Genomic DNA, 24,296 nt, shown 5'->3' with positions numbered 1-24,296 from the left:
ACTATTTAAGTTGAGTTTTTTATTTTTGTTTTATGGATACACAAAAACTTTTTTTTGCACACGAAACAACAGTAATTGATGATGATTGTACTATTGGTTTAGGTACTAAGATTTGGCACTTTAGCCATGTAATGCCTAATTGTACTATAGGAAATAATTGTACTATAGGTCAAAATGTAGTTATTTCACCTAAAGTGGTTTTGGGTAATAATGTTAAAGTTCAGAATAATGTATCTATTTACACTGGTGTTATTTGTGATGATGATGTTTTTTTAGGGCCATCAATGGTCTTTACGAACGTTATAAATCCAAGAAGTGCCATAAAAAGACAAGATCAATATTTAAAAACAATTGTTAAAAAAGGAGCAAGTATAGGTGCTAATGCAACAATTGTGTGTGGTAATGAGATTGGAGAATACGCATTTGTTGGTGCGGGAGCAGTAGTTACTAAAGAAGTGCTACCGTATGCATTAGTAGTTGGTAACCCTTCGAAACAAATAGGTTGGGTTAGTGAATATGGTCACCGTTTAAATTTTGATAAAAATGGAGAGGCAATTTGTATTGAAAGTAACGATAAATATATGATTACAAATAATAAGGTTTCTAAAGTCTAAGTTTACAATCTTTTTATTTTGAAAGAAAGAAAAGATTCTCTATATTTGGAATGTGGTTGCAAAACCACTTCTTTTTCATAGCAATTTTTCCCATTCAATTTTTTGAATGGGTTTTTTTATGAATAATTCCCATATTAGAAAGCTATACACGATACTATATTCTAATATGATAAACCATAAGTTCTCTTTCCAGGGTTGGTTTGAATACGCTTGATAACTTAAAATCACAACCAAACTCCAAATTATAGGAAATCGATATTTAGTAAAAACAGATAAAATTAGTAGTGTAGCAATATACCATGGATGCATTGTTGAACTTGTAAAGTAGTAAAAAGATAAGCCAAACAACATGGCTGTTATTAGTTGTATTGAAGACCTGTTCTTTCTGAAAAAAGTAATAACTATTAAAAAAACAATGGTTATGAGAGGTGTTATTTTACCGATTATAGCTATCTCATTATAACCTCTAAATAAATAGCCAATTTCTCTAGCTACATAATAAAAGCTAGCATTAAATTCGAAATTTTTAAACCAAAGACCAACAGAATTAATATAATTTGAGACTAATCGTGTAGAGTAAAAAGGTGAAAATAAAAAGATAATAGTTATAAAGATAATTATATAAAAACTTACAAGTTTTGTTGTTCTTAATTTTAATGAATAACTATTAGCTGAATCTTTTAAATCATTTTTTATAAACCATTGAAAAAATAAAGGCAAAAAAAGTAAAGGAATTAATTTTACAGAAATAGAACAAGCTAATAAAATCGCTGACCAAATCCATTTTTTTTGTTGTAATTTATACAAACACCAAACAAAGAAGAATAGCATTACAGGTTCGAAATGCAAATTACCAGTCATTTCTATAATAATAAAAGGATTTAAGGCGTAAAAAAATATATTATAAACAGGTAACCTCAATTTTTCTAAAAGTTTCTTACCGAAGTAAAGAATACCAACATCGGCCAAGATGATAATAACTCTCATTGTTATTACATTCCCAATAATACTTTTGTTCGAAAAAATGGCTGCTATTAAGAAGCACAACTGATTTAAAGGAGGGTAATTGGTGAAATGACTTCCATTCATTTGCCCCATTCCTTCATATAATTCCCTAGCTTGTGGTATAGGTAAGTTGTTTTGCTCTATAAAGGTTTCAGGTAAAGATAAATATGGATTAAGACCTTCTAAAATCATTCTTCCGTCCCAAATAAAACGATAAAAATCTTGTGATAAATTTGGAATAGAAAAAAGAAAAACCAGTCTAAACAATACACTAATACTTGCTAAAAAATAAAAATCATCTTTTTTGTATTGATATAAAAAATAAGACGTGGTAAATAATCCAATCCACAAAAAAAGCAATTTATAAAATGCTGTACGTTCCAAAAAATAGGCGAAAACAAAATAAAGTAATATACTAACTAAGGCTAGTGTAATAGAACTGTGTTTTCTTGAAAAAGACATTAGGCTTTTGAAAAAATAGATTTAAAAAATACATACCCAAATCCAATAAAAAGCATTAAATGAAATGGAAATAAACCAAAATCACCTCCTTGATCACCTACAATAAATGCGCTATACATACCAAAAGCAAAATATATAGCTAAAAGTCCTTCAATGATAACATGTAAAGAAATGTTTTTGCTAATATATTTATTGTTTTTCCAACCATCTTTAATTGTTGTAATATTAAACTTAGGAGTGCGAACAAATTCACTTTTTTTACCAAAATGACCTTCTAAAACAGCAATTGAATTATGTAAAGAAAATCCCATTGCGATAGAAAAGAAAGTGAAAAATACGCCTATATAACTAAAGAAGTTTTTAATTCCACCACCATAAGTCTTTTTATACATATGCCAGTAACAAATAAAGAAAATTAAAGAGCTAATTACAAAAAAGCTCATCATATAAAAATAAGGCTTTAAATGTGCATATTCATTTTTGATATACAACATAGGGATACTTAATACGCCAACTAAAAAGACATTTAAAAACATTGAGCTATTTAATAAATGTAATAAACCGTGAATTTTAGATTTAAAAGATAAGTTTTTACTAGAAACTACTCTTTTTGCCATTTTTTGAAAATTTTCAGCACCACCTTTATTCCATCGAAATTGCTGAGAACGCGCAGCGCTAATAACTACTGGTAACTCTGCAGGGGTTTCAACGTCTTCTAAATACTTGAATTTCCAATTTTTTAACTGAGCTCTATAACTTAAATCTAAATCTTCGGTAAGTGTGTCTCCTTCCCAATTTCCTGCATCATAAATACATTCCTTACGCCATAAACCAGCTGTTCCATTAAAGTTAATAAAATGACCTTTACTGTTTCGACCAACTTGTTCTAATGTAAAATGAGCGTCTAATGCAAATGCTTGAATTTTAGTTAAAGTTGAATAATTTCTGTTGATATGTCCCCAACGAGTTTGTACAACTCCAATTTCTGGATCTTTAAAATATGGAACGGTTTTTAATAACCAATCTTCTTGAGGTAAAAAATCAGCATCAAAAATAGCAATAAATTCTCCTTTGGCTATTTTTAAACCTTCTTTTAAAGCACCAGCTTTAAAACCTTGACGATTTTCTCTACAAATATGCGTGATATCCAATCCTGTTTTTTGAAGTTCCTTTATGTGTTTATTTGTAGATATTACTGATTCATCTGTAGAGTCATCTAAAACCTGAATTTGAAGTTTTTCTCTAGGGTATTCAAGCTTTACAATATTATTTAATAAACGATCCATTACATAAAGTTCATTAAATACAGGAAGTTGAATGGTTATATATGGAACTTCTTTAGGGTTAGATAAGTCAAATTTAATTGAATTGTCTTTTTGTTTTCGAGCTTTTAAATAATTAAAGAGTAAATTTAATTGTGCTAAAGCGTACATGAAAATAAGCACTAAAGATATAGTGTAAATCGTAATTATAATATATTGTAAAGCCATTATTTAAAGCTGTATTTAAATATCCAAGTTAATATTTTAATGCCGGCAAATATACTACCTTTTACGGTTCCTGAAACTTTTGATACACCAATTCTGTTTCGGTATTTCATAGGGATCTCTATATATGAAAACTTCTGTTTCAAAGCTTTTAATTGCATTTCCACAGTCCAACCGTACGTTTTATCTTCCATATTAAGGGCTAATAATTTGTCATATTTTATAGCTCTAAAAGGACCTAAATCAGTGAATTTAGCGCCAAAAAAGAGGGTCATTAAGAAAGTTGCGAGCCAGTTTCCGAATATTTGTTGCGGAGTCATAGCGCCTTGTTCTCTTAATTCTTTTACACGGCTACCAATTACAAAGTCGATGTTATCATTTATAATAGGGGTAACCAATTCGGTTAACTGTTCTGGATAATCAGAATAATCACCATCTAAAAATACCACAATATTTGGTTTTTCTTTAAGAGAAGCAATATATTCCATTCCTTTTAAACAAGCATAGCCGTATCCTTTTCTAGGTTCTTTTAATACAGTTGCTCCTGCATTTTTTGCGTTTTTTTCTGTGGCATCAGTAGAATTGTTACTAATAACAATTATTTCATTAACAATTAATGGAATATCGTTAATTACATTAGCTATTGAATCTTGCTCATTATAAGCAGGAATTATTACTTTAATTGATTGATTCATTTATCTTAAATCGGACAGGCTATTTTCTTTTTTAAAAGAAGCTAAATCTGTCCATTCTTTTATTTTTTTTCCTTGTTGATATTTTTCAGCTTTAACCAATTTTTGTTGATTGTAACGTAAACAATACCCGTTTTTCTTATTGTTCTTTAACTGGCACTTATGATATACATATCCTTCGTTATTATAAAACAACCACCATTTATTTTTTTTCCCATCAACGAAATGGCCTTCTTTTTCTAGAGTTCCGTTTTTGCGGTAAAAATACCAATATTTTATTGAGAGATTCTTTTTATAGTTGCCTTCTTTTTTTAATTGACCATTTCTGTAATAAAATTTCCAATAATCAGTTTTTAGCTCACCTTCTAGCCAACCTTCTGTTTTTAAACTATTGTTTTCATAATATTCTTTTTGATATCTTTTTTGTGAGGAAACCACAAAGGATATAAAAAACAGAAATAAAAGTAGCCTATTTCTCATTTACTAGCTCCATTAAATTAACATCATTTCCTAATAATACATCTGTAGGGTTTATTCTTCCTTTTTCAGGCCCGTTTTCTAATTTTAAAACCCCCCTTGGACACACTGCTGAACAAATACCACAACCAACACAACTAGAACGTACAATATTTTCTCCTTTTTGTGCATATGAACGTACATCGATACCTTGTTCACAATACGTAGAACAATTTCCACAAGAAATACATTGACCTCCATTAGTTGTTATTCTAAATCGAGATTTAAAACGTTGTACAAATCCCATGTATGCAGCTAACGGACATCCAAAACGACACCAAACTCTATTTCCTAAGATTGGATAAAAACCTGTACCAATAACACCAGAAAAAATTGAACCAATGAAGAAACCATAAGACGTTTGTATATCATAAGCAGAAATACCGAAGGCAATTTCTTTCCAACTTTCTATTTCTGCAAAATAGGTATATAATGTTAAAGCTGTCATTCCTAGTGCGAAAACTAATACTCCATGAATTAACCAACGTTCAACTTTCCAAGAAAATAAAGACTTACTTGATAATTGTCTGTATGGATCTCCTAATGTTTCAGCTAATCCACCACAACCACAAACCCAAGAACAATACCATCTTTTTCCGTAGAAATATACCATTACAGGTACAATAACCAAGGTTAATAAAATACCCCAAACTAACATGAATATTCCCATGTTTCCACTAGCTAATAGATTGTTAATATTCCAATCGAAAAAGAAAGAATAGTTTAATGGAAATGCATTTTTAAAATCGAACCAAGGTTGATTAAAGGCTACTAATATTTCTGGAATTACAAAGGCGAATGCTATTTGAAAAAATAAAACAACCGCTGTTCTAAGAATTTGATAATTGTTATGACGGTATTTAATAAACATTCTTATTGCAAAAACACTCATTACCGAACAATACATGAATCCATATAAAAACCATTGACTAGATTCATTACCGCTCATTCCTTTGCTAATTGGATTTACCGATAAAATTGGATTTACTAAATAGTTTGGAAAGAAGTATAAGAACATATAAAATCCAACAAAAAAGATAAATGCAAAAATCCCTAAATAACCTCTATTAGTAGCAGAATGTTGAAAGATCCCATTGTTTTTTATACCTGCGGGACCTAATAATTTATAATCAGAAGCAAATGCGATTGATCCTCCTAAAATAGCCAATCCGAAAGTTAATAAGAAAAATAACCATTGATTTTGTTGAGGCCAACCAGTTACAGAAGCTCTTGTTAACGGGTAAATAAAATCTTTAGAAGTTTTATTCCATTTTAAGTAAATAATTTTATCCCAAGCAATTTCTTTTTGACTTTTATGAAACTCATTTGAAGCTTTTACTATTTCAACAATTTTACTTGATAATTCAAAAGCGCTTAATTCTTTATTTACAATTTCTGATTGTGCTTTCTCTATGAAAAATTCACTTTTTACTTTTTGTTTAGTCCAAGTATTAAAAGTTTCTTGAGAAACATTATTTGTACCTATAAATATGCTTGCTGTAAAAATAGCAAATCCAATAAAGCATATTGTTAAACCTATGTTTTTAATTGTTTTCATTTTATTATGCTTTATTAAAAATTCGTTTCCAACTTTTCTTTTTTAACTGAATCGTTGTGTTGTTTTCTTTGTTGAATTTCGATACAATTTCTTTCTCGTGAAGTTTAAAAAATTCAGGATCAAAATTAGCATCAGCCAAATGTTCTAAAACGTATTCTACAGAACGTTTCTCTGTTAGAATTTTATCAAAAAACTCATGACGCATTCTAATTCCGAAGTTATTTATACCGATAAACTCATGAGTGTTTTTGTCATAATTAATGTGAATACACTTTTTACCACTTTCGTGTTCCCAATAAAAACGAGCTTCGTTTTCTTTAGGTTGTGCCCATACCCAACCGTAGGTTTGATATTCTATATCCATAAATTTAGCAGAGTTAAACCAATGCCCAGGTTTATATGCTGTTTTATTGCCGCAAATAGTTTGCGCTAATGTTTCGCCCATCATTCTACCTGTGTACCAAACTGCCTCTATCGGACGGCGTTGATCAATAGGTTCGTGCTGTTCTGCACAATCACCAATTGCATAAATATCTTTAATATTAGTCTCCAGGAAATGATTAACTTTTACACCTCTTCCTAACTCGATACCAGACTCTTTTACAAAATTAACATTAGGAGAAACTCCAGCGGTTAATCCAACAACATTACACTTAATTTCTTCACCAGTTTCAGCAATAATAATTGATTTTACTTGTCCGTTTTCATCAGATTTAATTTCTTTTAAATTAGCTCCTAATCGTAAATCAATATGATTATTTAAAATTTCTTTATTAATCATTGCTGATTCTTGAGCAGGCAGAACACCATTCCAAAAACTCTTTTCACGTACTAAAAAAGTAACAGGAATATTTCTGCTATGTAACATTTCAGCAAGTTCAATTCCTATTAAACCACCACCAATAATTACAGCTCGTTTACATACTTTATTGTTAGGAGCGTATTTTTCAAGGTTTTCTAAATCTTGTTTATGATACATGCCCATAACTCCGTTTAAATCTTGCCCTGGCCAACCAAATTTATTAGGTTTAGACCCTGTAGCAATTATTAATTTATCAAAAGAAAATTTTTCACCGTTGCTAAATTCAAGCTCTTTACTAGAAGTGTTTATGTTGATAACAAAACCTTTTTTAAGTTCAATGTTGTTTTTTTTCCAAAACCAAGGTTCATAAGGTTGCGTATGTTCAAATTTCATGTGTCCCATATACACATACATTAAAGCAGTTCTAGAAAAGAAGTAATCAGTTTCTGTAGATATTATCGTTATTCTTTTGTCAGAGAGTTTACGAATATGTCTTGCGGCTGTAACACCAGAAATTCCATTACCAATAATAACAACGTGTTCCATAATAATTGATTTGCAAGTTAGGTCGTTGTTAAAGTTAAGAACTTAATAGTGTAAATAAATTTAGAATGAATTTAAATAAGAAAAAGGCTTGTAAGCTACTGAAAAACAAAACGTCTTAATTTATTCAATTATAAAAAAGTAATAATGAAAACTAGAATTATATATATTATAACCACAGTGGCTTTATTTAGTTTTTCTCAAGGATTTGCTCAAGAAGAGAAAAAAGAAGAAAAAAGTAATATTCAAACATATACACCATCTAAACTATTAAATAAAGGGCAGTGGGATATTAAATTTTTTAATGGTTTGTATACGCAGACAAAATCTACTGGAGAAAATAATAGCAAATCGAGTAAAATTGCTAGACAAAACTTTTTTACATCTACTGTAGAAGTTTTTACAGGAGTTTCTGATAATGCTAGATTTAATGTAGGTGCTATTGTTGAATTTCGTTCTAATACGTTTGGTGGTAGACAAGTGCTTTCAGTATTTAGTTTAGATGATACAAATACGGATAGAAAAGGAATTAGCTCTATAGCCCCATCGGTTAAAATTCAACCTTTTGAAAGCATAGGAAACTTTTCTTTTCAAACATCACTACATATACCTTTATTAAAAAAAGGTGATGAAAATAACAATCCAAATGGTTTTTTAGATCAAACAGCTTGGTCTTTACAAAATAGATTTTTCTATGATTATACTTTTGAAAGTGGAGATTGGCAACTATTTACAGAGTTAAATACAGAATATGGTTTTGGAGACGATAAAAGTTTTGCAAATAATACTTTTTTAGTAGCTCCAGGAGTATTTATGAGTTACTTTCCTTCTGATAAATCTACTGTTTTAGGGTTCGTACAACATTCACAACGTTTTGGGGATTTTGAACAGAATAATACATCTCTTGGTTTTGGAGGTAAATATCAACTTACAAGTGTTTTAAACTTAGAAGTTTTATATAGTAATATTGTGAGAGGATATAATTTTCAGGGTTTAGGTAGTACTTATAGTATAGGGGTACGTGCATTATTTTAAAAAACAGTAATTTAGGAGTTATGAAAATAGTAAGACTCCTTTTAATGTGCCTTATATGTTTGTCTTGTAAAAGCCAAACAAAAAAGATGAACGGAATTAGTTTTGTGGCTTCTCCAGAAAAAATAAACCATAAACATATTTCTCCTATTTTAAAGGTGTCAGCCAACTATGTTGCGTTGATGCCTTTTGGCTTTATCAAAGATTTATCTTCTCCTAAAATAATTCATAATACCAACAGGCAATGGTTTGGTGAAACTGAAAAGGGAATTGTTCAATATGGCAAAGAGTTTACTAAAAGTAATATTAAACTGATGATTAAGCCTCAAATATGGGTTTGGAAAGGAGAATTTACTGGAGATATTAAAATGGAGTCTGAAAAAGACTGGAAAATATTAGAAGATTCGTATTCAGAATTCATTTTAACTTATGCTAAAACAGCACAAGAATTAAAAGCTGCTGTTTTTTGTATTGGTACAGAGCTAGAGAATTTTGTAATTAATAGACCTCTTTTTTGGCAAGCCTTAGTTAAGAAAATAAGAGCTATTTATAAGGGTAAACTAACGTACGCTGCGAACTGGGATGAATACAAAAGAGTTCCTTTTTGGGGGCAATTAGATTATATTGGTATTGATGCTTATTTTCCTTTAAGTACTAAAAAATCACCATCGAAAGAAGAGTTTGAAGAAGGATGGTTGGTTCATAAAAAAGAAATTCAAAGAGTTCGAAAAAAAGTAAATAAACCAGTTTTGTTTACAGAGTATGGTTACAGAAGTGTTGATTTTACGGGTAAAGAACCTTGGGATTCAAATAAGGTAATTGAGCAGGTGAATTTAGAAGCTCAAAAAAATGCAACAGAGGCTATTTATAATCAATTTTGGAAAGAAGATTGGTTCGCTGGAGGTTTTTTATGGAAATGGTTTCATAAACACAATGAAGTAGGAGGGGAAAATAATAATAGGTTTACACCTCAGAATAAGCCTGCTGAAAGATTACTAAAACAATTGTATGGGAAATAAAATAGGTTACATCATAATTTCTTGCTTTTTTTTATGGAGTTGTACAGAAACATCACCTGTTAACATATTTACAAACTTACAAGAGTTAATAAATAGTAAAATAGGATTAGATAAAGGTGAGGTTATTGCTTGCGCAGCAAGTGATAAATTAAACGATAATAAAACATATATTTTTTATTACCCAATACCATCAGCAAAAAATATTCAATATTTTGAAACAGAAAGTGTAAATGTTAATAAAGATGATTACTCGCTTTATAAATTAGTTGAATTAGAAAAAGAAGGTGTTTTTAATGGTTATTTAGAAAGATTTGTAAGAGAAAGTACAAAAGAAGTTTGGTGTATTGTTACTTACGAAGTAAGTGGGGAGTTTTATAAATCGAACTCTATTCGATTAAAACATCAATCTATTCCAACGGAATGGACAAACAATGTAATTGTTGATAAATCAGTAAGTTTAAAACCTAAATTTACTTGGGCTGATGGTCTTGTTAAAGAGAATGTTATTTATTTTCAGGTAATTACTGATTTCGAAAATAATCTGCTGTCAGGAACTTACACTTATGATGAATGGTTTCAATATTACAATCTTTCAAATGTTGTTTTAAACATAACTAGAGAATCACCACCAGATTTAATAAGAGGGAATGATTATGGTTTTACAATGATGGGAGTAAGTGAAGATAATTGGGTTAATTTAGTTTTACAGAAAACAATTAAAGTGGAATAATGAAAAAGAAATTTGCATTTTTAGTATTAACTACTTGTTTCAGTTTTTATATGTTTTCTCAAGAGAACATAATTCTTGATTTGAAGATAAAAGGAATTAAAAAAACTAAAACATCACTTATTAAAAAAATAATAGAGACTAAAAAAAATACATCTTTAGATTCTATTTTATTATTTGAAGATATTGTTCGTTTAAAGCGATTGCCAGCAATATCTCACGCTTATTTTCAAGTGTTTCATGTTTATGAAAATAAATACAATGTATATATTAATATTGAAGAGAATTTTACGTTAATTCCAGAGTTTAATATTTGGACTACTACAAATAAAAAAACAGCTTATAAGGTAGGGGTTTCGGATTATAACTTTCTAGGAGAGAATATTACTTTTGGAGGTTTTTATCAGAACAACGGGTTTAATTCTTATGGTATAAATTTCAGAGCTCCAACACTGTTCTCTAGTAGGTGGGGGTTAGCTTTACATCATCAAAAATGGGTAAGTGAAGAACCTTTATATTTCGATGAAAGAACAGCAAATTATAAATATCAAAACATTTCTTATGAAGCTCTTGCCTTATATCAAGTGAGTTTTAAAAATAACCTTCAATTTGGAATTAATTATTTTAAAGAAAAATATGATTATTTAACTGGAAGTACAGATCCAAGTATTCCTGTGAAACTAGATGTAAAAAAATGGTTACTTAAAACAGTTTATACTTACGATAATTTAAATTACTATTACCAATATATAAGTGGCTTTAAAAATCAGTTTTATGGCCAATATGTAATTTCTGAAAATGAGTATCAAGAAGATTTTTTAATCGCTTGGAATGATTTTTTTTATTATAAGAGAGTTGGAGAAAAAGGAAATTGGGCTAATAGATTACGTATTGGATTATCATCAAATATAAAAAGTCCTTTTGCTCCTTTCGCACTAGATAATAATGTGAACTTAAGGGGGGTTGGTATTTTAGTGGATAGAGGTACTGGTAGTATTGTTTGGAATACTGAATATAGATATACACTGTATGAGAATAATTGGTTTGTTATGCAAGGAAACTCATTTGTTGATGCGGGTTCTTGGAGAAACCCAGGGGGAAGCCTTAGTGATTTTATTAAAGGTGAAAATATTCAAGTATACTCAGGAATTGGATTACGGTTTATCAATAAAAAAATATTCAATGCCGTATTTAGAATTGATTATGGACATGGTTTAACCAAAAATTCATCTAAAGGATTGGTTTTTGGAATAGGGCAATACTTTTAAATGTTACTTCGAGTTTAAAGGGTATATTTCTTGATTAAGAAAACCTTTAGGAAACTGTTCATCTCCAGTAAAGCCAATTTCAATATTGCGTCCACTATGGGGAATGTAATTTGTTTTAAATATATAATCCCAAATACTTAAAGTAATCCCGAAATTAACACCTTTTCTTCGTTCTATAGGTAATTCTTTTGCATGATGCCAAATATGCATTTTAGGATTGTTTAAAATGTATTTTAAAAAACCATAATCCCAATTAATATTCGCGTGATTTAAATGACCAATAGTAATATTAAAAAAGTGAACTAAAGCAATGTCTTTTGCTGTAAATCCGCCTATAATAGCTAATGGAATATACTTCATAGAATTATATAATACTGGTTCCATCCAATGATAACGTAAATGTGCAGCAAATCCCATTTCTTTTACTGAATGATGTACTTTGTGAAAGTTCCATAAAAAATCATATCTGTGTAAAAGGGTGTGTGTAAACCATTGTACAAAATCAATAATAACAAGAAATACAAGAAGACGTACCCAAAGAGGAAATTCGTTAATGTTGAATAATTGAAAACTTTCAATAGAAAGTCCAATAAAACCTAAAAGATCATTAAATATTTGAGCTGCAGAATTAGATAAAGCAATAAGAATAATGAGGTTTAATAAAAAGAAATTAAAAAACATATAAAAACCATCTAACCAAAAATCCTTTCTAAATATGGATTGGTTTTTACGCCAAGGAAAAACTATCTCTAAGCCCCAAACAAACAAAGAAATAATAATTAAACCATAAAAATAATTCTCCCAATTTAATTCCATTAAAACAGATTGTTTTATGTAATTCCAATAGTTGGAATAAGAGCTTTTTATGATATCTAAGTATTTGTTCATTAGATTAAAGAATGTTTGCTTGGGTATAAAAATAACAAAATAAAGATAGTTAAGATTTTTTTATTTAAGTTAAACAGATACAATTATAGATAAGATTTTAAAAATAATAGCACTCATAATTGCTGCTATAGGTAGTGTAAGTACCCAAGATAAAATAATTTTACCTATTACCTTATAATTCGCTTTTTTAGTAACAGTTCCAATTCCAAAAAGAGAACCAACAGAAACATGAGTTGTAGAAACAGGTAAGCCATGTATGCTTGCTGTGGTTACTAATAAACCTGTAATCATGTTTGCGGTAAATCCTTGTCCAGAATTCATTTGGGTGATTTTTTTACTCATCGTTTCACCTACTTTTTTTGCATTTAATAATCCTCCTAAAGCCATGATAATAGCAACAGAAATCATACTCCATTTAACATCAATTGTATTAATTATGATTAATAAACCTACAATTTTAGGGGTGTCGTTTAATCCTCTAGCAAAACTTACAACTCCAGAGCTGATATAATGTAAAAAATCTAGAATTTTGGTGGTGCTAATTCCGAATAAGGTAGGCTTGTCTTTATTTAAAGAAGGTATTTTTTTTCGTGAAAACTTGAAAAATAAATAGGTGATTAAGCTTAAAATAGCGGCCATAAGTGGGCTAACAATTAAAGGAATTAAAAAAGTATTACCAAGTTTGTGAAAATTAAAACTTGAACCAACTGCCATAATACCTGCTCCAAATAAGGCTCCAACTAAACTATGAGTAGTAGAAATAGGCATTCCTATTTTAGTTGCAGAAAAAACGGTTATAGCAGCACCTAGAGCGATTGCAATTGCAAAAATTGGAGTTTGTATTAATTCATCAGGAACTAAACCTTTTCCTGAAAAATTTTTAACTAATTCTTCCGCTAAAAAAATAGCAGCAATAGATCCTGAAAGAGTTGTGATTGTAGCCCAGTTAATTGCTTTTTTATAATTGGTAGTTCCAGAGCCGAATAAAGTAGCAACACCTTTAAAATTATCATTAGCACCATTACTATAAGCTAAAAAACAAGCGGCAATAAAAAGAAGTATTAATATCATTTAATTAGAATTTTTAATATTACAGTTTTGACGAATAGCTTTGCTTATACTTACTAATTTTAACAAAAAAAACCGTCAAAATATTTTTTGACGGTTTTGTGTATGTGTTAAAAAGTAAATGAATTATTTCTTGTTGAGGTCTTTTATATATTTGTCTAAAGCCATTGTCATTGATGGTGTTTCAGGTGTTGGAGCAGCAATGTCTACACGTAAACCTCTGTCTTTTACCGCTTTTATAGTTGAGTTTCCGAAAACAGCTATTTTTGTTTCATTCTGTTTAAAATTAGGGAAATTTTTAAATAAACTATCAATTCCTGAAGGGCTAAAAAAGACTAGAACATCGTAAAAAACATTTTCTAAATCAGATAAATCACTTACTACTGTTTTGTATAAATTCGCACGTTTCCAGTCTACGCCTAATTTGTCTAATTCGCTAGGTATTAATGCTTTTAATTTGTCAGACGATGGTAGTAAAAATTTTTCGTCTTTGTGTTTTTTAATTAATTTAATTAAATCAGGAAAAGTTCTGCTTCCAACATAAATCTTTCGTTTTCTATATACTACATATTTCTGTAAATAGTAAGCTACAGCTTCCGATTGACAAAAGTATTTCATAGAATCAGGAACTGTAAAACGCATTTCTTCAGCAATTCTGAAAAAATGATCTACAGCATTTCTGCTTGTTAAGATAATTGCAGTATAGTTGTTTAAGTCAATTTTTTGAGTTCTAACTTCCTTTCCGTCGATACCTTCGACATGAATAAAAGAACGGAAATCAATTTTTACTTTTTGTTTTTCGGCTAAATCAAAATAAGGTGAAGTTTCCGTCTTAGGAGCAGGTTGAGAGACTAAAATAGTTTTTACTTTCATGTATTTATTCCCTTTACGTAGTAGTTATTATTTTATAAGCAATTAATAGCGGGGCTATTTCGAGGGTGCAAAAGTACAAAATAAAATAAAACAACTTGAGTATAACTATTTTTTTGTTATTAATTAAAATTAAAAACAGTCTGAAAATAAATAAGATAAAGAAAATAATAATTAAAAATAAACTGTTATTAAATGCGTATTGATATATAATAATAAAAGGGAATAGCCATAAACTAAGGCTGTTTAGATATCCCGATTTTGTAACTAAAAAATATTTTGTAGCTAAAGAAAGTCCTAAAATATTAGATAAAAAATAATCTAATAGATGTCTAACAATAAAATATGTGGTTAGTATTGATAATAACACAAGAAAATTAAAAAAATTGTGTTCCTGTTTTTCTGAATAAATAATTAAAAACAAAAACAGCGATATTGTTATGGATGAAAAAGTGAATAATAGTAAATTAAAAAAAGAATAAAAGGGTGTATTGTCTTGTGTTTTTTTCTGGAAAAAACCAGAGATAAAAAAAGCAATTGTATATCCTAGTAATTGATTTGGTTTAATTAACTTCATTATAACAAGTAAAACGATAGCAAATAAAATTACTAAAGTAATCCAGTTATTATGAGTTATAATGCGTTCAGTAGCTTGCAATCGTATTTGTTTTATGCTTTTTATTTAACACAAAATTAGTGATAATTTAGTGTATATTTGCCTAGATTTAGATGAAAATTAGATGAAGTCAGATGCTTTAGTTATAATCCCTACATATAACGAAAAAGAAAATATAGAAGCGATAATACGTGCAACTTTCAGTCAAGAAAAAGAGTTTGATATTTTAGTTGTAGATGATAATTCTCCTGATGGAACGGCTAATATTGTTAATAAACTTCAAAAAGAATACCCTAATAAACTTTATATTGAAAAAAGAATAGGTAAAAACGGATTAGGAAGTGCTTATATTCATGGGTTTAAATGGGCGATAAATAAAGGTTACGACTTTATTATTGAAATGGATGCTGATTTTTCGCATAACCCAACTGATTTAATCAAATTATATAACGCTTGTGCCAGTAATGAAGCCGATGTTTCAATTGGTTCACGTTATTCTGTTGGAGTAAATGTCGTAAATTGGCCAATGTATAGAGTATTATTATCTTATTTTGCATCTAAATATGTGCGATTTATTACGCGTTTACCAATAAGCGATACAACAGCTGGTTTTGTATGTTGGAAAAGAGAGGTTTTAGAAACAATAAAACTTGATAAAATAAAATTTATAGGATATGCTTTTCAAATAGAAATGAAGTATAAAGCATGGAAACATAAATTTAAAATTAAAGAAATATCAGTTATTTTTACAGATAGAACTTTAGGGGAGTCAAAAATGAGTGGAGGTATTATATCCGAAGCTTTATTTGGTGTTATAAAAATGAGATTAAAAGGTTTACCAAAATAATTATGAAGTCATATTTAATTAAAAATGCGAACGTCGTTAATGAAAATAAAGTTTTTAAAAGCGATGTTTTAATTGAAGGGAATTATATTAAGAAAATTTCAAGTGAAATTAATACAGTTTCAGATGTAGAGATTATTGATGCAAAAGGAAAGTATTTAATTCCAGGGATGATTGACGATCAGGTGCACTTTCGTGAGCCAGGATTAACTCATAAAGCAAACATCGCAACTGAAAGTAAAGCCGCTATTGCAGGAGGAATTACATCATTCATTGAAATGCCTAATACGGTTCCTCAAGCTACTACACAAAAATTACTGGAAGATAAATTTGAAGTTGCTTCAAAAACATCATACGCTAACTATTCATTTATGTTTGGTGGTACGAATGATAATTTAGAAGAATTACTTAAAACAAACCCTGAAAATGTAGCAGGAATTAAATTGTTTTTAGGTTCATCTACAGGAAACATGTTGGTAGATAATGAAGAGGTTTTAGAAAAAATATTCTCATCAACAGATATGTTAATCTCTGTACATTGTGAAGATGAGGTAACTATTAGAAAAAATACAGAAGAGTATAAAGAAAAATACGGAGATGATATTCCATTAAAATATCACCCAATTATTAGAAGTGAAGAGGCTTGTTATTTATCGTCATCTAAAGCAATTGAATTAGCAAAGAAAACAGGAGCAAGATTACACGTATTTCATTTATCAACTGAAAAAGAAACACATCTGTTTAGAAATGATATTCCTTTAGAGGAAAAGAAAATTACAGCAGAAGTGTGTATACATCATTTATGGTTTACAGATAAAGATTACGATAAAAAAGGAACACACATTAAGTGGAACCCAGCTGTAAAATCTCAAAAAGATAAAGATGGTTTGTGGAAAGCTTTATTAGATGACAGAATTGATGTGATAGCTACTGATCATGCACCTCATACTTTAGAGGAAAAAGACAATGTGTATACCAAAGCGCCAAGTGGAGGTCCATTGGTACAACATGCTGTAACTGCTCTTTTTGAAAAAGTAAAAGAAGGTGTTTTACCAATTGAAAAAGCGGTAGAAAAAATGTGTCATAACCCTGCAAAACTATTTAGAGTAGAAAAAAGAGGGTTTATTAAAGAAGGTTTTTATGCTGATGTAGTGTTAATAGATACTAATAAAAATTGGACTGTTACCAAAGAAAATATTTTATACAAATGTGGATGGTCTCCTTTTGAAGGGGTAGAGTTTTCAAGTAAAATTACACATACTTTTGTTAATGGAAACTTAATGTATGCGAACGGTATTTTTGATGAAGAAACAAAAGGGAAAAGATTAGAATTTAAAAGATAAATGAAATATTTTTATTACATATTTTTTTGTTTATTTCTGTTTTCTTGCACGAGCAATACTATATATAAACAACCTAAGAATCTAATTCCAAAAGATTCTATGGTTGCTTTATTAACAGATATGTACATTGCTTCATCAGCAAATGGAAAAAAGGACAAGCTTTTAAAAAGGGAGAAGAATTATACCATTTTGGTCTATGAAAAGTATAAAATAGATACCACACGATTCGATATAAGTAATAAGTATTACACCTCTAAAATAGAAGAGTATACTGAAATACTTGAAAAAGTAAGCTCAAATATTGATTCTCTTAGCAATATTATTAAAAAAGAACGATCAATATATGATTCAATACATGGTGGTAAGAAAAGAATTATGAATGATTCTACTATCGATCCAAGAGAAATGGAATATGATGATATGCCTCAAATGTTGATGGAAAAAAATTCAAAATTATTAAAAGGAAGAAAACTAAATATTAAAAACTAGGATTTAAAATCTCTACAGATTGTAGCACACAATTTAGCTATTGATTCAAACTCAAAACCTAATTGGTTTTTAATTTTTATTGAAGAATAATGAGATATATTATGAGAAGACCTTGCTGAGTTTTTAGTTAACAGCGGCTCTTTGTTTGTAATTATTGTAAATAACCAATCAACCCTCCAAGTAATAGCCGTAATTATTTTACCTACTTTTATGGAGGGTCTTTTTTTATTAAAAGTATCTGCAATTGAAAATAAAACATCTTTGAAAGATTTATTTTCAGAAACTAAAACAAAACGTTCGTTTTTAATGTTAGATTTCATTAATAAAATTATTGCTTTAACGACATCATGTACTCCTACAAAACCAGTAATCCCCTCAGTATAAAACTTTAAACCACTATTTATTTGTGTAAATAATTTTCCTGAGTTTTCGTTCCAAAAACCACTACCTAAAATTACTCCAGGATTAACAATAATAACGTTTAATCCTTCTTGACTACCTCTCCAGACTTCCATTTCAGCACCATATTTTGTAATAGAATATCCGTTATGATTATCATTTTCAGACCATTCATTTCCTTCATCAACTGGTTTTCCATTTATAGAGTTTCCAATGGCGGCAATAGAACTTACAAAACAAAATTTATTAATTTTATTTTCAATAGAAAAATTAATAATGTTTGCGGTACCATCAATATTTACCTGACGCATTTTCCTGTAATCCTTTGGAGCAAAAGAAACCAATGCTGCACAATGATAAACTTCTGTTACTTTTTTAAATACAGGTTCTAATGAAGGAATATCAGTGATATCTGCTTGTACCCATTCAATTTTAGAAAAATGTTCTTGAACATTTTCAGTATAATATGAAAATATTTTTCTTACATTTTCTCTTTTTTTATCAGTTCTGTAAATAGCACGAATCATATCATTTTTTTGAGTTAAATGATATAATAAATGTGCCCCTACTAATCCTGTTCCGCCTGTAACTAAAATCATATAACGAAAATAGAATTTTTTCAACGATAAATGTATCTTTGTTTCTTTTAAAACTCATAAAAATGACCAAAAATTTAGTAGAAGAATTACGTTGGCGTGGAATGATTCACGACATGATGCCAGGAACTGAAGAACAATTACAAAAAGAAATGACTGCGGCATATATTGGTTTTGATCCAACCTCTGATTCATTACATATTGGAAGTTTGGTGCCGATTATATTACTTGTACATCTTGAAAGAGCAGGCCATAAACCTTTAGCTTTAGTAGGTGGAGCAACAGGAATGATTGGTGATCCTTCAGGGAAATCTGATGAACGTAATTTATTAAATGAAGAAGCATTAGCTAAAAATGTAGATGGAATTAAACGAACTTTAGCTCGTTTTTTAAATTTTGATAGCGATAAAGCCAATGCACCTTTATTAGTTAATAACTATGACTGGATGAAAGATTTTTCATTCATAGAGTTTGCAAGAGATGTAGGTAAACGTATAACAGTTAATTACATGATGGCTAAAGATTCTGTGAAAAAACGTATTACAGGAGATTCTAATAGCGGAATGAGTTTTACTGAGTTTACTTATCAATTAATTCAAGGATATGATTTTTACCATTTATATAAAAACCACAATTGTCTATTACAGATGGGAGGTTCTGATCAGTGGGGAAATATAACTACAGGTACAGAATTGGTTCGTAGAATGAATGTAGGATTAGAGGCAAAAGCGTATGCAATGACTTGTCCTTTGATTACAAAAGCAGATGGGTCAAAGTTTGGGAAATCTGAAGGAGGAAATATTTGGTTAGATGCAGATAAAACATCAGTATACAAATTTTACCAATTTTGGTTAAATACATCAGATGAAGATGCTGAAAAGTATATTAAGATTTTTACTTTTTTAGATAAAAATGAAATAAACTTGTTAATAGAAGCGCATAAAGAAGCTCCTCACCAAAGAGTACTTCAAAGAAAGTTAGCTGAAGAGGTAACAACACTTGTTCACTCTAAAGAAGAACTAGAAAAAGCAGTAGCAGCTTCTAATATTTTATTTGGAAAATCTACATCAGAAGATTTAAAAAGTTTAGACGAACAAACGTTTTTAGATGTTTTTGATGGAGTACCGCAAGCAGAAGTTTCTAAAGCTGATATTTCAGAAGGATTATCAATGATAGATGCCTTATCAGGAAAAACAAGCTTTTTAAAATCTAATGGAGATGCTAAGCGAGCTTTAAAAGAAAACGCTGTTTCTGTAAATAAAGTAAAAGTAAAAGAAGATTTTGCAATTACAGCAGAAGATTTAATTGCAGATAAATATGTGTTATTACAACGTGGAAAAAAGAGTTATTTCTTATTAAAAGTAGCTTAGTTAAGAAGCTATTTTAATATCAAAAGTTAAAGGGCATCGCTTACAGTTGATGCCTTTTTTTTGGTATTTATTACAACACTTATTTTTTGGTTTTATACAGTTTGAAGAGCAGATAGAAGAACATGCTATCTCTCGCTGTAATGTAACAAGTGGTGTAATTTTTTTATTTTCAGTGTAGAATACAATCATAACCTATATAAATTCGATGCAAATATACGTCTTTATTTAGAATAAATTAAAATAATATTTATTCGATTTTTTTTGTATATGATTGCTATGTTGCGACCTGTTGCTCCGTTTGTAGAGTATGTAATAAATTACGACTATATATCAAAAGTATTATGTATCAGTAAAGACAAACCAAAGCTTCGATGTAACGGTAAATATTACTTTATGTAAAAGACAATAAATTTATATAAGTTTAACTAGCAATTATTGGAAAGTAATTAATAAAAAACAAATATTACAACCTTTTTTATTTAGAGGTTATCCTTTTGAAAAAAGAAGTTAAATAATCAAAATTAAGTTTTTATTGGATAATACTTATTTAAAATTTCTTTATACCTAAAAAAAGGATGATATTTTAATTCATCAGTTACATACAATTCATAACTTTTATTAAACTTAAAAAAAGAACCTTCCACCTCTAATTTCTCGATATCATTAAACTCTACCATGTAACATTTATACCCATTAAATTCCCTTAATACTATCTTTAGATTCCTTAATTTCTAAATTAAATATATCTCCTTTGTAAAATATTTACATCCTAAATCAAACCAATTTTGTTCTTTCATTACAAATATTGGCAAAACATCTATAACCTCTCCTTTATATCCTATTCCTATAAAATCAGCAGGAGCTTCCTCATTATTATTTTTTTTTTGATAAACTAGGCTCATATCTATGACATATCCTTCTTTTACATTAAATATAGATGATAATACATGACCTCTAATATCTCCATCAGGCTCTAAATAATTTAATAAAGCTAATGTTTCATAAACTGAAGATAAAAACTTACCGTTTTCATTATCTTCAGGATATAAAGGCAGATTGTGCATTTTTGAAATACGTTGAAAGGCTAATTTAGCTTGCTTTCGATCATTTTCTTCTATGTTTTGAATTTCAACTAAAGTATCAAACAACATTTTATCTGTGTCAATCCAATTTTGCACTAAATTTTCTTCTTCCATTTTAATAAATAATATTGACTCGATCTAATTCACTAACCTCTGTAAATTCCATTCCTGTAAAACCATTTTCTTCTATGTCATTTTTTAATCTCTCTGACACAAAACATCCTCCTGGAGGAGCATTAAAAAACCTAAACATATCTTCGTTTGTTTTACTTAAATCTAAAATAACATTTTTATGAAGTAACATATATTCATCTCCTAATGATTCTTTTTGAAAAATAGACTCCTTATAGTCTTTCACAAAAACAGGTTTTTGAACACTTGAATTATCCCAATCACCCATTTTTTTAGAATAGAATTCACTTTTATAGAAATCTATATACTTATCTTGTTTTGTATCATTTAAAAGAAATAAATTATATTTTTCTATTAATTCCTTTTTATTATACCAGGTATTTATTTTCCAATTTTGATGATTTCCAATATTGTAGTTTTTTAAAAAAAGTTAATAAAATATCATCAATAACTAAAAAAAGGTATGAATGTATAAAGGCAACATCTAAAAAAGAAACTTGTTTTGTTTTTTTTACAAGATTAGGTTCTGGAAGTTTAAAATCAAAATCTATTTTACCTTCCCAAGGTATAAAATCTTGTTGTATATCTCCATGATAACCTTCTTCACTTTGAGGTTTTTTCCCGATTTATTTTCTATTTCGACTTGATATTAAATTATAATATTTCATTAATTAGGAAATGTTATTAGATTAGCTATTTGTCCAGAATTTAAGTTTGGATTGTTTTTAATTACGGTTCTTATGTGATTTTCCAAACCAGAAATGAAGCTATATGCTTCATCAACATAGGGATTTGAGTCAAGGCTATTAAGAATTTGTTTTATTATTATAAGTTTATTTTTAATGTAATATTCACTCTTTTTTTTGCGAAAAATAATACAAAACCTTAAAAGGGATACCCGAAATAAAAAATGTGATTTACCGCAAAAAAAGTTAAAACACCTGTAGTAAAAATGACTATTCCTAAAAAAAATAATAAATAGCTTGATTCTCTTTTTATATTTTAATTAAAATTTATCTAAAGCTATATAAGCTGTTTTTATACTCGGTATTTCATTTTTAAGAGAAGTCCACGCAAAATATACTTTATTTCCAATACATTCCATTTGAGGAAAACCGGATTTTCGAGAAGTGCTTATTTCGCTAATAATTACAGGATTTGATTTATTACCTGATTTGGTAACCTTTACAGCTTTTAAAAAAGTTTTATCTTCTGATATTGCTATCCAAGAAACTATGGCAGTTTCAGAATTTATTAACTCAATATCTACTCGCCCTAAATTTTCTCCGCTATTAATTATAATTGGGCTTAAGAAATTAGCACCTCCATCTTCAGAGAAAATTACCTTTACTTCAGGTTTATCATTTACAGCAGTATACCATGCAACAGCTACATTATTTTCTTTAGCATCAACTTTAGGGCCATTAACTGGGCAGCCTTTTATTAACCATTGATCATTGTAAATAGGTTGAGGTGCAATCCATTTACCATTAACATATCTTGTAATAGCAATATCTCTAATTTCATTATCAGTTCTGTCGCGATACAAAATAATAGGTCCGTTTTTTGTGATAGCGGCAGTAGTTTGGCAACAGCTACATGTTTTTGTATCTAAAAGAGTGCTGTTTGTTACTATTCCTTCTAGTGAAACTTCTGCCGACCTTAAGGTCATTGCACCAGAATGACCAGTATGATTACTGTTTATTTTTGGAGCGTTTGAACCCGTATTTCTACCATCTAACCAGGTTAAGAAAAAACCAGTATTGTAAGGTAGCGTACTAACAAAACCATGCTCTGTTTTAGTATTGTCATTATGTAAAGTTAAATTTGTTGTCCATTTTTCCTTTCCTTTAGTAAGTAGATTTAACCTAATGTCGTACGAAAAAGTTTCTTTCGATGATTTTTTTAAAAAATGAGTAAGAAAATTACCGTTGTTACTAGTTATTGAAGGGAAATCAGCCCAGTTTACAAACCAGTCTTTACCTTTTATTATTTCTTTAGACGCTTCCCATTTTCCGTCGTTAAGTTGTGTGTAATTAAGTTGAGTTATTGAATCATTTACTTTTTTTACCCACGATAAAGTTAAAACGCCTTCTTTGGTAGTATGCAAAATAGGTAAAGAAGTTTCTTGGTTATTTGTAAAAGGTATCAAATTAGTAACCTTTCTCTCTTTTATTAAAAGAGTCTCTTTCTTTTTTTTAGAATTGCATCCAGTTAAAAAATAAATTAATAGTAGTACGATGTAGTATTTATTACTTTTCATTTATTGATGTTGTTTGAAGCGAGTTTTTAGAATGTTTCTAGTGTCAAAAATAATAAATTTAACAGCGGTTGCTATTAAAAATAACATGGATTATTCGATTAACAGCCTCTCAATTTTTAAGCTTTTAAACTTGTCTATTTCTAAAGAAAAAGAGAGTTGTAATTGATTAAAAAAAATACTTAAACTACCTTTGCGCTTTCAATGATTTAAAAATCAGTTTTGTTACAGAAGTTAAGCATATATACATTTGTTTTATTATACACGATTGCTATGCTGCGTCCTGTTGCTCCGTTTGTTGAATATGCAATAAATTACGATTATATATCAAAAGTATTATGTATTAATAAAGACAAGCCAGCACTTCAATGTAATGGTAAATGTCAATTAATGCAAAAGCTAGAAAAACAACAAGATGATGATTTTAAATCATTACGAATTGTTGGAGAAGACTATCCAATAGGTTTTGTAGAATTAGTATCTGTAAAAAGAAAAAACATACTATTAAAAACAATTTTAAAGTTATATTCTTACAAACAAAACTATTTTTTTCTATTTTCTAAAAGAGTATTTCACCCTCCCATCATTTAAGTTTTACATACAGTTTATTAAAA

General features: G+C 28.9%; 24 protein-coding genes. 10 read left to right on the top strand and 14 right to left on the bottom strand.

The genetic code is table 11. From position 1 onward, the window contains the following. Positions 1-32 precede the first annotated feature (32 nt). Positions 33-614 carry an acyltransferase gene (locus CXF68_RS03025; protein ID WP_101042887.1) on the top strand — a complete coding sequence of 194 codons (582 nt, stop codon included), beginning with the start codon at positions 33-35 and terminating at the stop codon, positions 612-614. 75 nt (positions 615-689) lie between these two features. Here CXF68_RS03025 and CXF68_RS03020 read toward each other — a convergent pair whose 3' ends face one another. From CXF68_RS03020 to CXF68_RS02995, 6 genes are read right to left on the bottom strand one after another with little or no spacing between them, the layout of a single operon-like run. Beyond that, positions 690-2,081: a mannosyltransferase gene (locus CXF68_RS03020; protein ID WP_101042885.1), complete on the bottom strand. Its 1,392-nt coding sequence runs from the start codon at positions 2,079-2,081 to the stop codon at positions 690-692. Further along, entirely contained in the window at positions 2,081-3,571 is a 1,491-nt protein-coding gene (locus tag CXF68_RS03015; protein WP_101042883.1) for a cellulose synthase family protein, read from the bottom strand. Before CXF68_RS03015 ends, CXF68_RS03020 begins: the two co-directional genes overlap by 1 nt. Then, positions 3,571-4,263: a glycosyltransferase family 2 protein gene (locus CXF68_RS03010; RefSeq protein ID WP_101042881.1), complete on the bottom strand. Its 693-nt coding sequence runs from the start codon at positions 4,261-4,263 to the stop codon at positions 3,571-3,573. The genes CXF68_RS03015 and CXF68_RS03010 overlap by 1 nt, the downstream gene beginning before the upstream one ends. Continuing rightward, complete coding sequence (locus CXF68_RS03005; RefSeq protein ID WP_101042879.1) at positions 4,264-4,740, bottom strand: toxin-antitoxin system YwqK family antitoxin; 477 nt, start codon at positions 4,738-4,740, stop codon at positions 4,264-4,266. After that, complete coding sequence (locus CXF68_RS03000; RefSeq protein WP_101042877.1) at positions 4,730-6,334, bottom strand: 4Fe-4S dicluster domain-containing protein; 1,605 nt, start codon at positions 6,332-6,334, stop codon at positions 4,730-4,732. The genes CXF68_RS03005 and CXF68_RS03000 overlap by 11 nt, the downstream gene beginning before the upstream one ends. A 4-nt stretch (positions 6,335-6,338) precedes the next feature. Continuing rightward, positions 6,339-7,682, bottom strand: a complete 1,344-nt coding sequence (locus CXF68_RS02995; protein ID WP_101042875.1) for an NAD(P)/FAD-dependent oxidoreductase — start codon at positions 7,680-7,682, stop codon at positions 6,339-6,341. 144 nt (positions 7,683-7,826) lie between these two features. Here CXF68_RS02995 and CXF68_RS02990 point away from each other — a divergent pair, with 144 nt between their 5' ends. The 4 genes from CXF68_RS02990 to CXF68_RS02975 are packed head-to-tail and all read left to right on the top strand — an operon-like array spanning position 7,827 to position 11,725. Further along, positions 7,827-8,714, top strand: a complete 888-nt coding sequence (locus tag CXF68_RS02990; RefSeq protein WP_101042873.1) for a hypothetical protein — start codon at positions 7,827-7,829, stop codon at positions 8,712-8,714. A 20-nt stretch (positions 8,715-8,734) separates the two neighbouring features. Further along, positions 8,735-9,730 carry a glycoside hydrolase gene (locus tag CXF68_RS02985; RefSeq protein WP_101042871.1) on the top strand — a complete coding sequence of 332 codons (996 nt, stop codon included), beginning with the start codon at positions 8,735-8,737 and terminating at the stop codon, positions 9,728-9,730. Next, complete coding sequence (locus CXF68_RS02980) at positions 9,720-10,460, top strand: hypothetical protein (protein ID WP_101042870.1); 741 nt, start codon at positions 9,720-9,722, stop codon at positions 10,458-10,460. The genes CXF68_RS02985 and CXF68_RS02980 overlap by 11 nt, the downstream gene beginning before the upstream one ends. Beyond that, complete coding sequence (locus tag CXF68_RS02975) at positions 10,460-11,725, top strand: outer membrane protein assembly factor (protein WP_232771599.1); 1,266 nt, start codon at positions 10,460-10,462, stop codon at positions 11,723-11,725. Before CXF68_RS02980 ends, CXF68_RS02975 begins: the two co-directional genes overlap by 1 nt. A 3-nt stretch (positions 11,726-11,728) precedes the next feature. Here the strand turns inward: CXF68_RS02975 and CXF68_RS02970 are convergent, their stop codons facing one another. The 4 genes from CXF68_RS02970 to CXF68_RS21160 all read right to left on the bottom strand — a co-directional run bounded on the left by CXF68_RS02970 (position 11,729) and on the right by CXF68_RS21160 (position 15,209). Next, the gene (locus CXF68_RS02970; RefSeq protein ID WP_101042869.1) at positions 11,729-12,613 is read right to left on the bottom strand and encodes a sterol desaturase family protein; all 885 of its coding nucleotides are present in this window, start codon (positions 12,611-12,613) and stop codon (positions 11,729-11,731) included. Positions 12,614-12,682: 69 nt separating this feature from the next. After that, complete coding sequence (locus tag CXF68_RS02965) at positions 12,683-13,684, bottom strand: inorganic phosphate transporter (RefSeq protein WP_101042867.1); 1,002 nt, start codon at positions 13,682-13,684, stop codon at positions 12,683-12,685. 123 nt (positions 13,685-13,807) lie between these two features. Beyond that, entirely contained in the window at positions 13,808-14,554 is a 747-nt protein-coding gene (locus tag CXF68_RS02960; RefSeq protein ID WP_101042866.1) for a uroporphyrinogen-III synthase, read from the bottom strand. A 13-nt stretch (positions 14,555-14,567) separates the two neighbouring features. Further along, on the bottom strand, positions 14,568-15,209 hold the full coding sequence (locus CXF68_RS21160; RefSeq protein WP_157821840.1) for a DUF4271 domain-containing protein: 642 nt from the start codon (positions 15,207-15,209) through the stop codon (positions 14,568-14,570). A gap of 82 nt (positions 15,210-15,291) precedes the next feature. Between CXF68_RS21160 and CXF68_RS02950 the strand changes: the two genes are divergently transcribed. From CXF68_RS02950 to CXF68_RS02940, 3 genes are read left to right on the top strand one after another with little or no spacing between them, the layout of a single operon-like run. Then, a complete protein-coding gene (locus tag CXF68_RS02950) occupies positions 15,292-16,014 on the top strand; it encodes a polyprenol monophosphomannose synthase (RefSeq protein ID WP_101042862.1) in 723 nt (240 codons plus the stop codon). Between the two features lie 2 nt (positions 16,015-16,016). Beyond that, entirely contained in the window at positions 16,017-17,354 is a 1,338-nt protein-coding gene (locus CXF68_RS02945) for a dihydroorotase (RefSeq protein WP_101042861.1), read from the top strand. Then, positions 17,355-17,843, top strand: a complete 489-nt coding sequence (locus CXF68_RS02940; RefSeq protein WP_101042859.1) for a DUF4296 domain-containing protein — start codon at positions 17,355-17,357, stop codon at positions 17,841-17,843. Here the strand turns inward: CXF68_RS02940 and CXF68_RS02935 are convergent. Then, positions 17,840-18,841, bottom strand: coding sequence for an NAD-dependent epimerase/dehydratase family protein (locus tag CXF68_RS02935; protein ID WP_101042858.1), 1,002 nt, complete (start codon positions 18,839-18,841; stop codon positions 17,840-17,842). The genes CXF68_RS02940 and CXF68_RS02935 overlap by 4 nt on opposite strands. Before the next feature lie 62 nt (positions 18,842-18,903). Between CXF68_RS02935 and tyrS the strand changes: the two genes are divergently transcribed. Beyond that, the gene (tyrS, locus tag CXF68_RS02930; RefSeq protein ID WP_101042856.1) at positions 18,904-20,208 is read left to right on the top strand and encodes a tyrosine--tRNA ligase; all 1,305 of its coding nucleotides are present in this window, start codon (positions 18,904-18,906) and stop codon (positions 20,206-20,208) included. 731 nt (positions 20,209-20,939) lie between these two features. On the opposite strand, the gene CXF68_RS02925 is transcribed toward tyrS, so the two are convergent. From CXF68_RS02925 to CXF68_RS02910, 3 genes are all read right to left on the bottom strand, one after another. Further along, complete coding sequence (locus tag CXF68_RS02925) at positions 20,940-21,404, bottom strand: hypothetical protein (protein ID WP_101042854.1); 465 nt, start codon at positions 21,402-21,404, stop codon at positions 20,940-20,942. A 1-nt stretch (position 21,405) separates the two neighbouring features. Next, positions 21,406-21,690, bottom strand: coding sequence for a hypothetical protein (locus CXF68_RS02920; protein ID WP_101042852.1), 285 nt, complete (start codon positions 21,688-21,690; stop codon positions 21,406-21,408). Between the two features lie 738 nt (positions 21,691-22,428). Next, positions 22,429-23,685: a hypothetical protein gene (locus CXF68_RS02910; protein ID WP_101042850.1), complete on the bottom strand. Its 1,257-nt coding sequence runs from the start codon at positions 23,683-23,685 to the stop codon at positions 22,429-22,431. A gap of 270 nt (positions 23,686-23,955) precedes the next feature. Here CXF68_RS02910 and CXF68_RS02905 point away from each other — a divergent pair, with 270 nt between their 5' ends. Further along, a complete protein-coding gene (locus tag CXF68_RS02905) occupies positions 23,956-24,273 on the top strand; it encodes a hypothetical protein (protein ID WP_101042849.1) in 318 nt (105 codons plus the stop codon). Positions 24,274-24,296: the final 23 nt, after the last annotated feature.

Source organism: Tenacibaculum sp. Bg11-29 (assembly GCF_002836595.1).
Lineage (GTDB): Bacteria > Bacteroidota > Bacteroidia > Flavobacteriales > Flavobacteriaceae > Polaribacter.
This window is presented reverse-complemented; position numbering and strand designations above follow the sequence as displayed.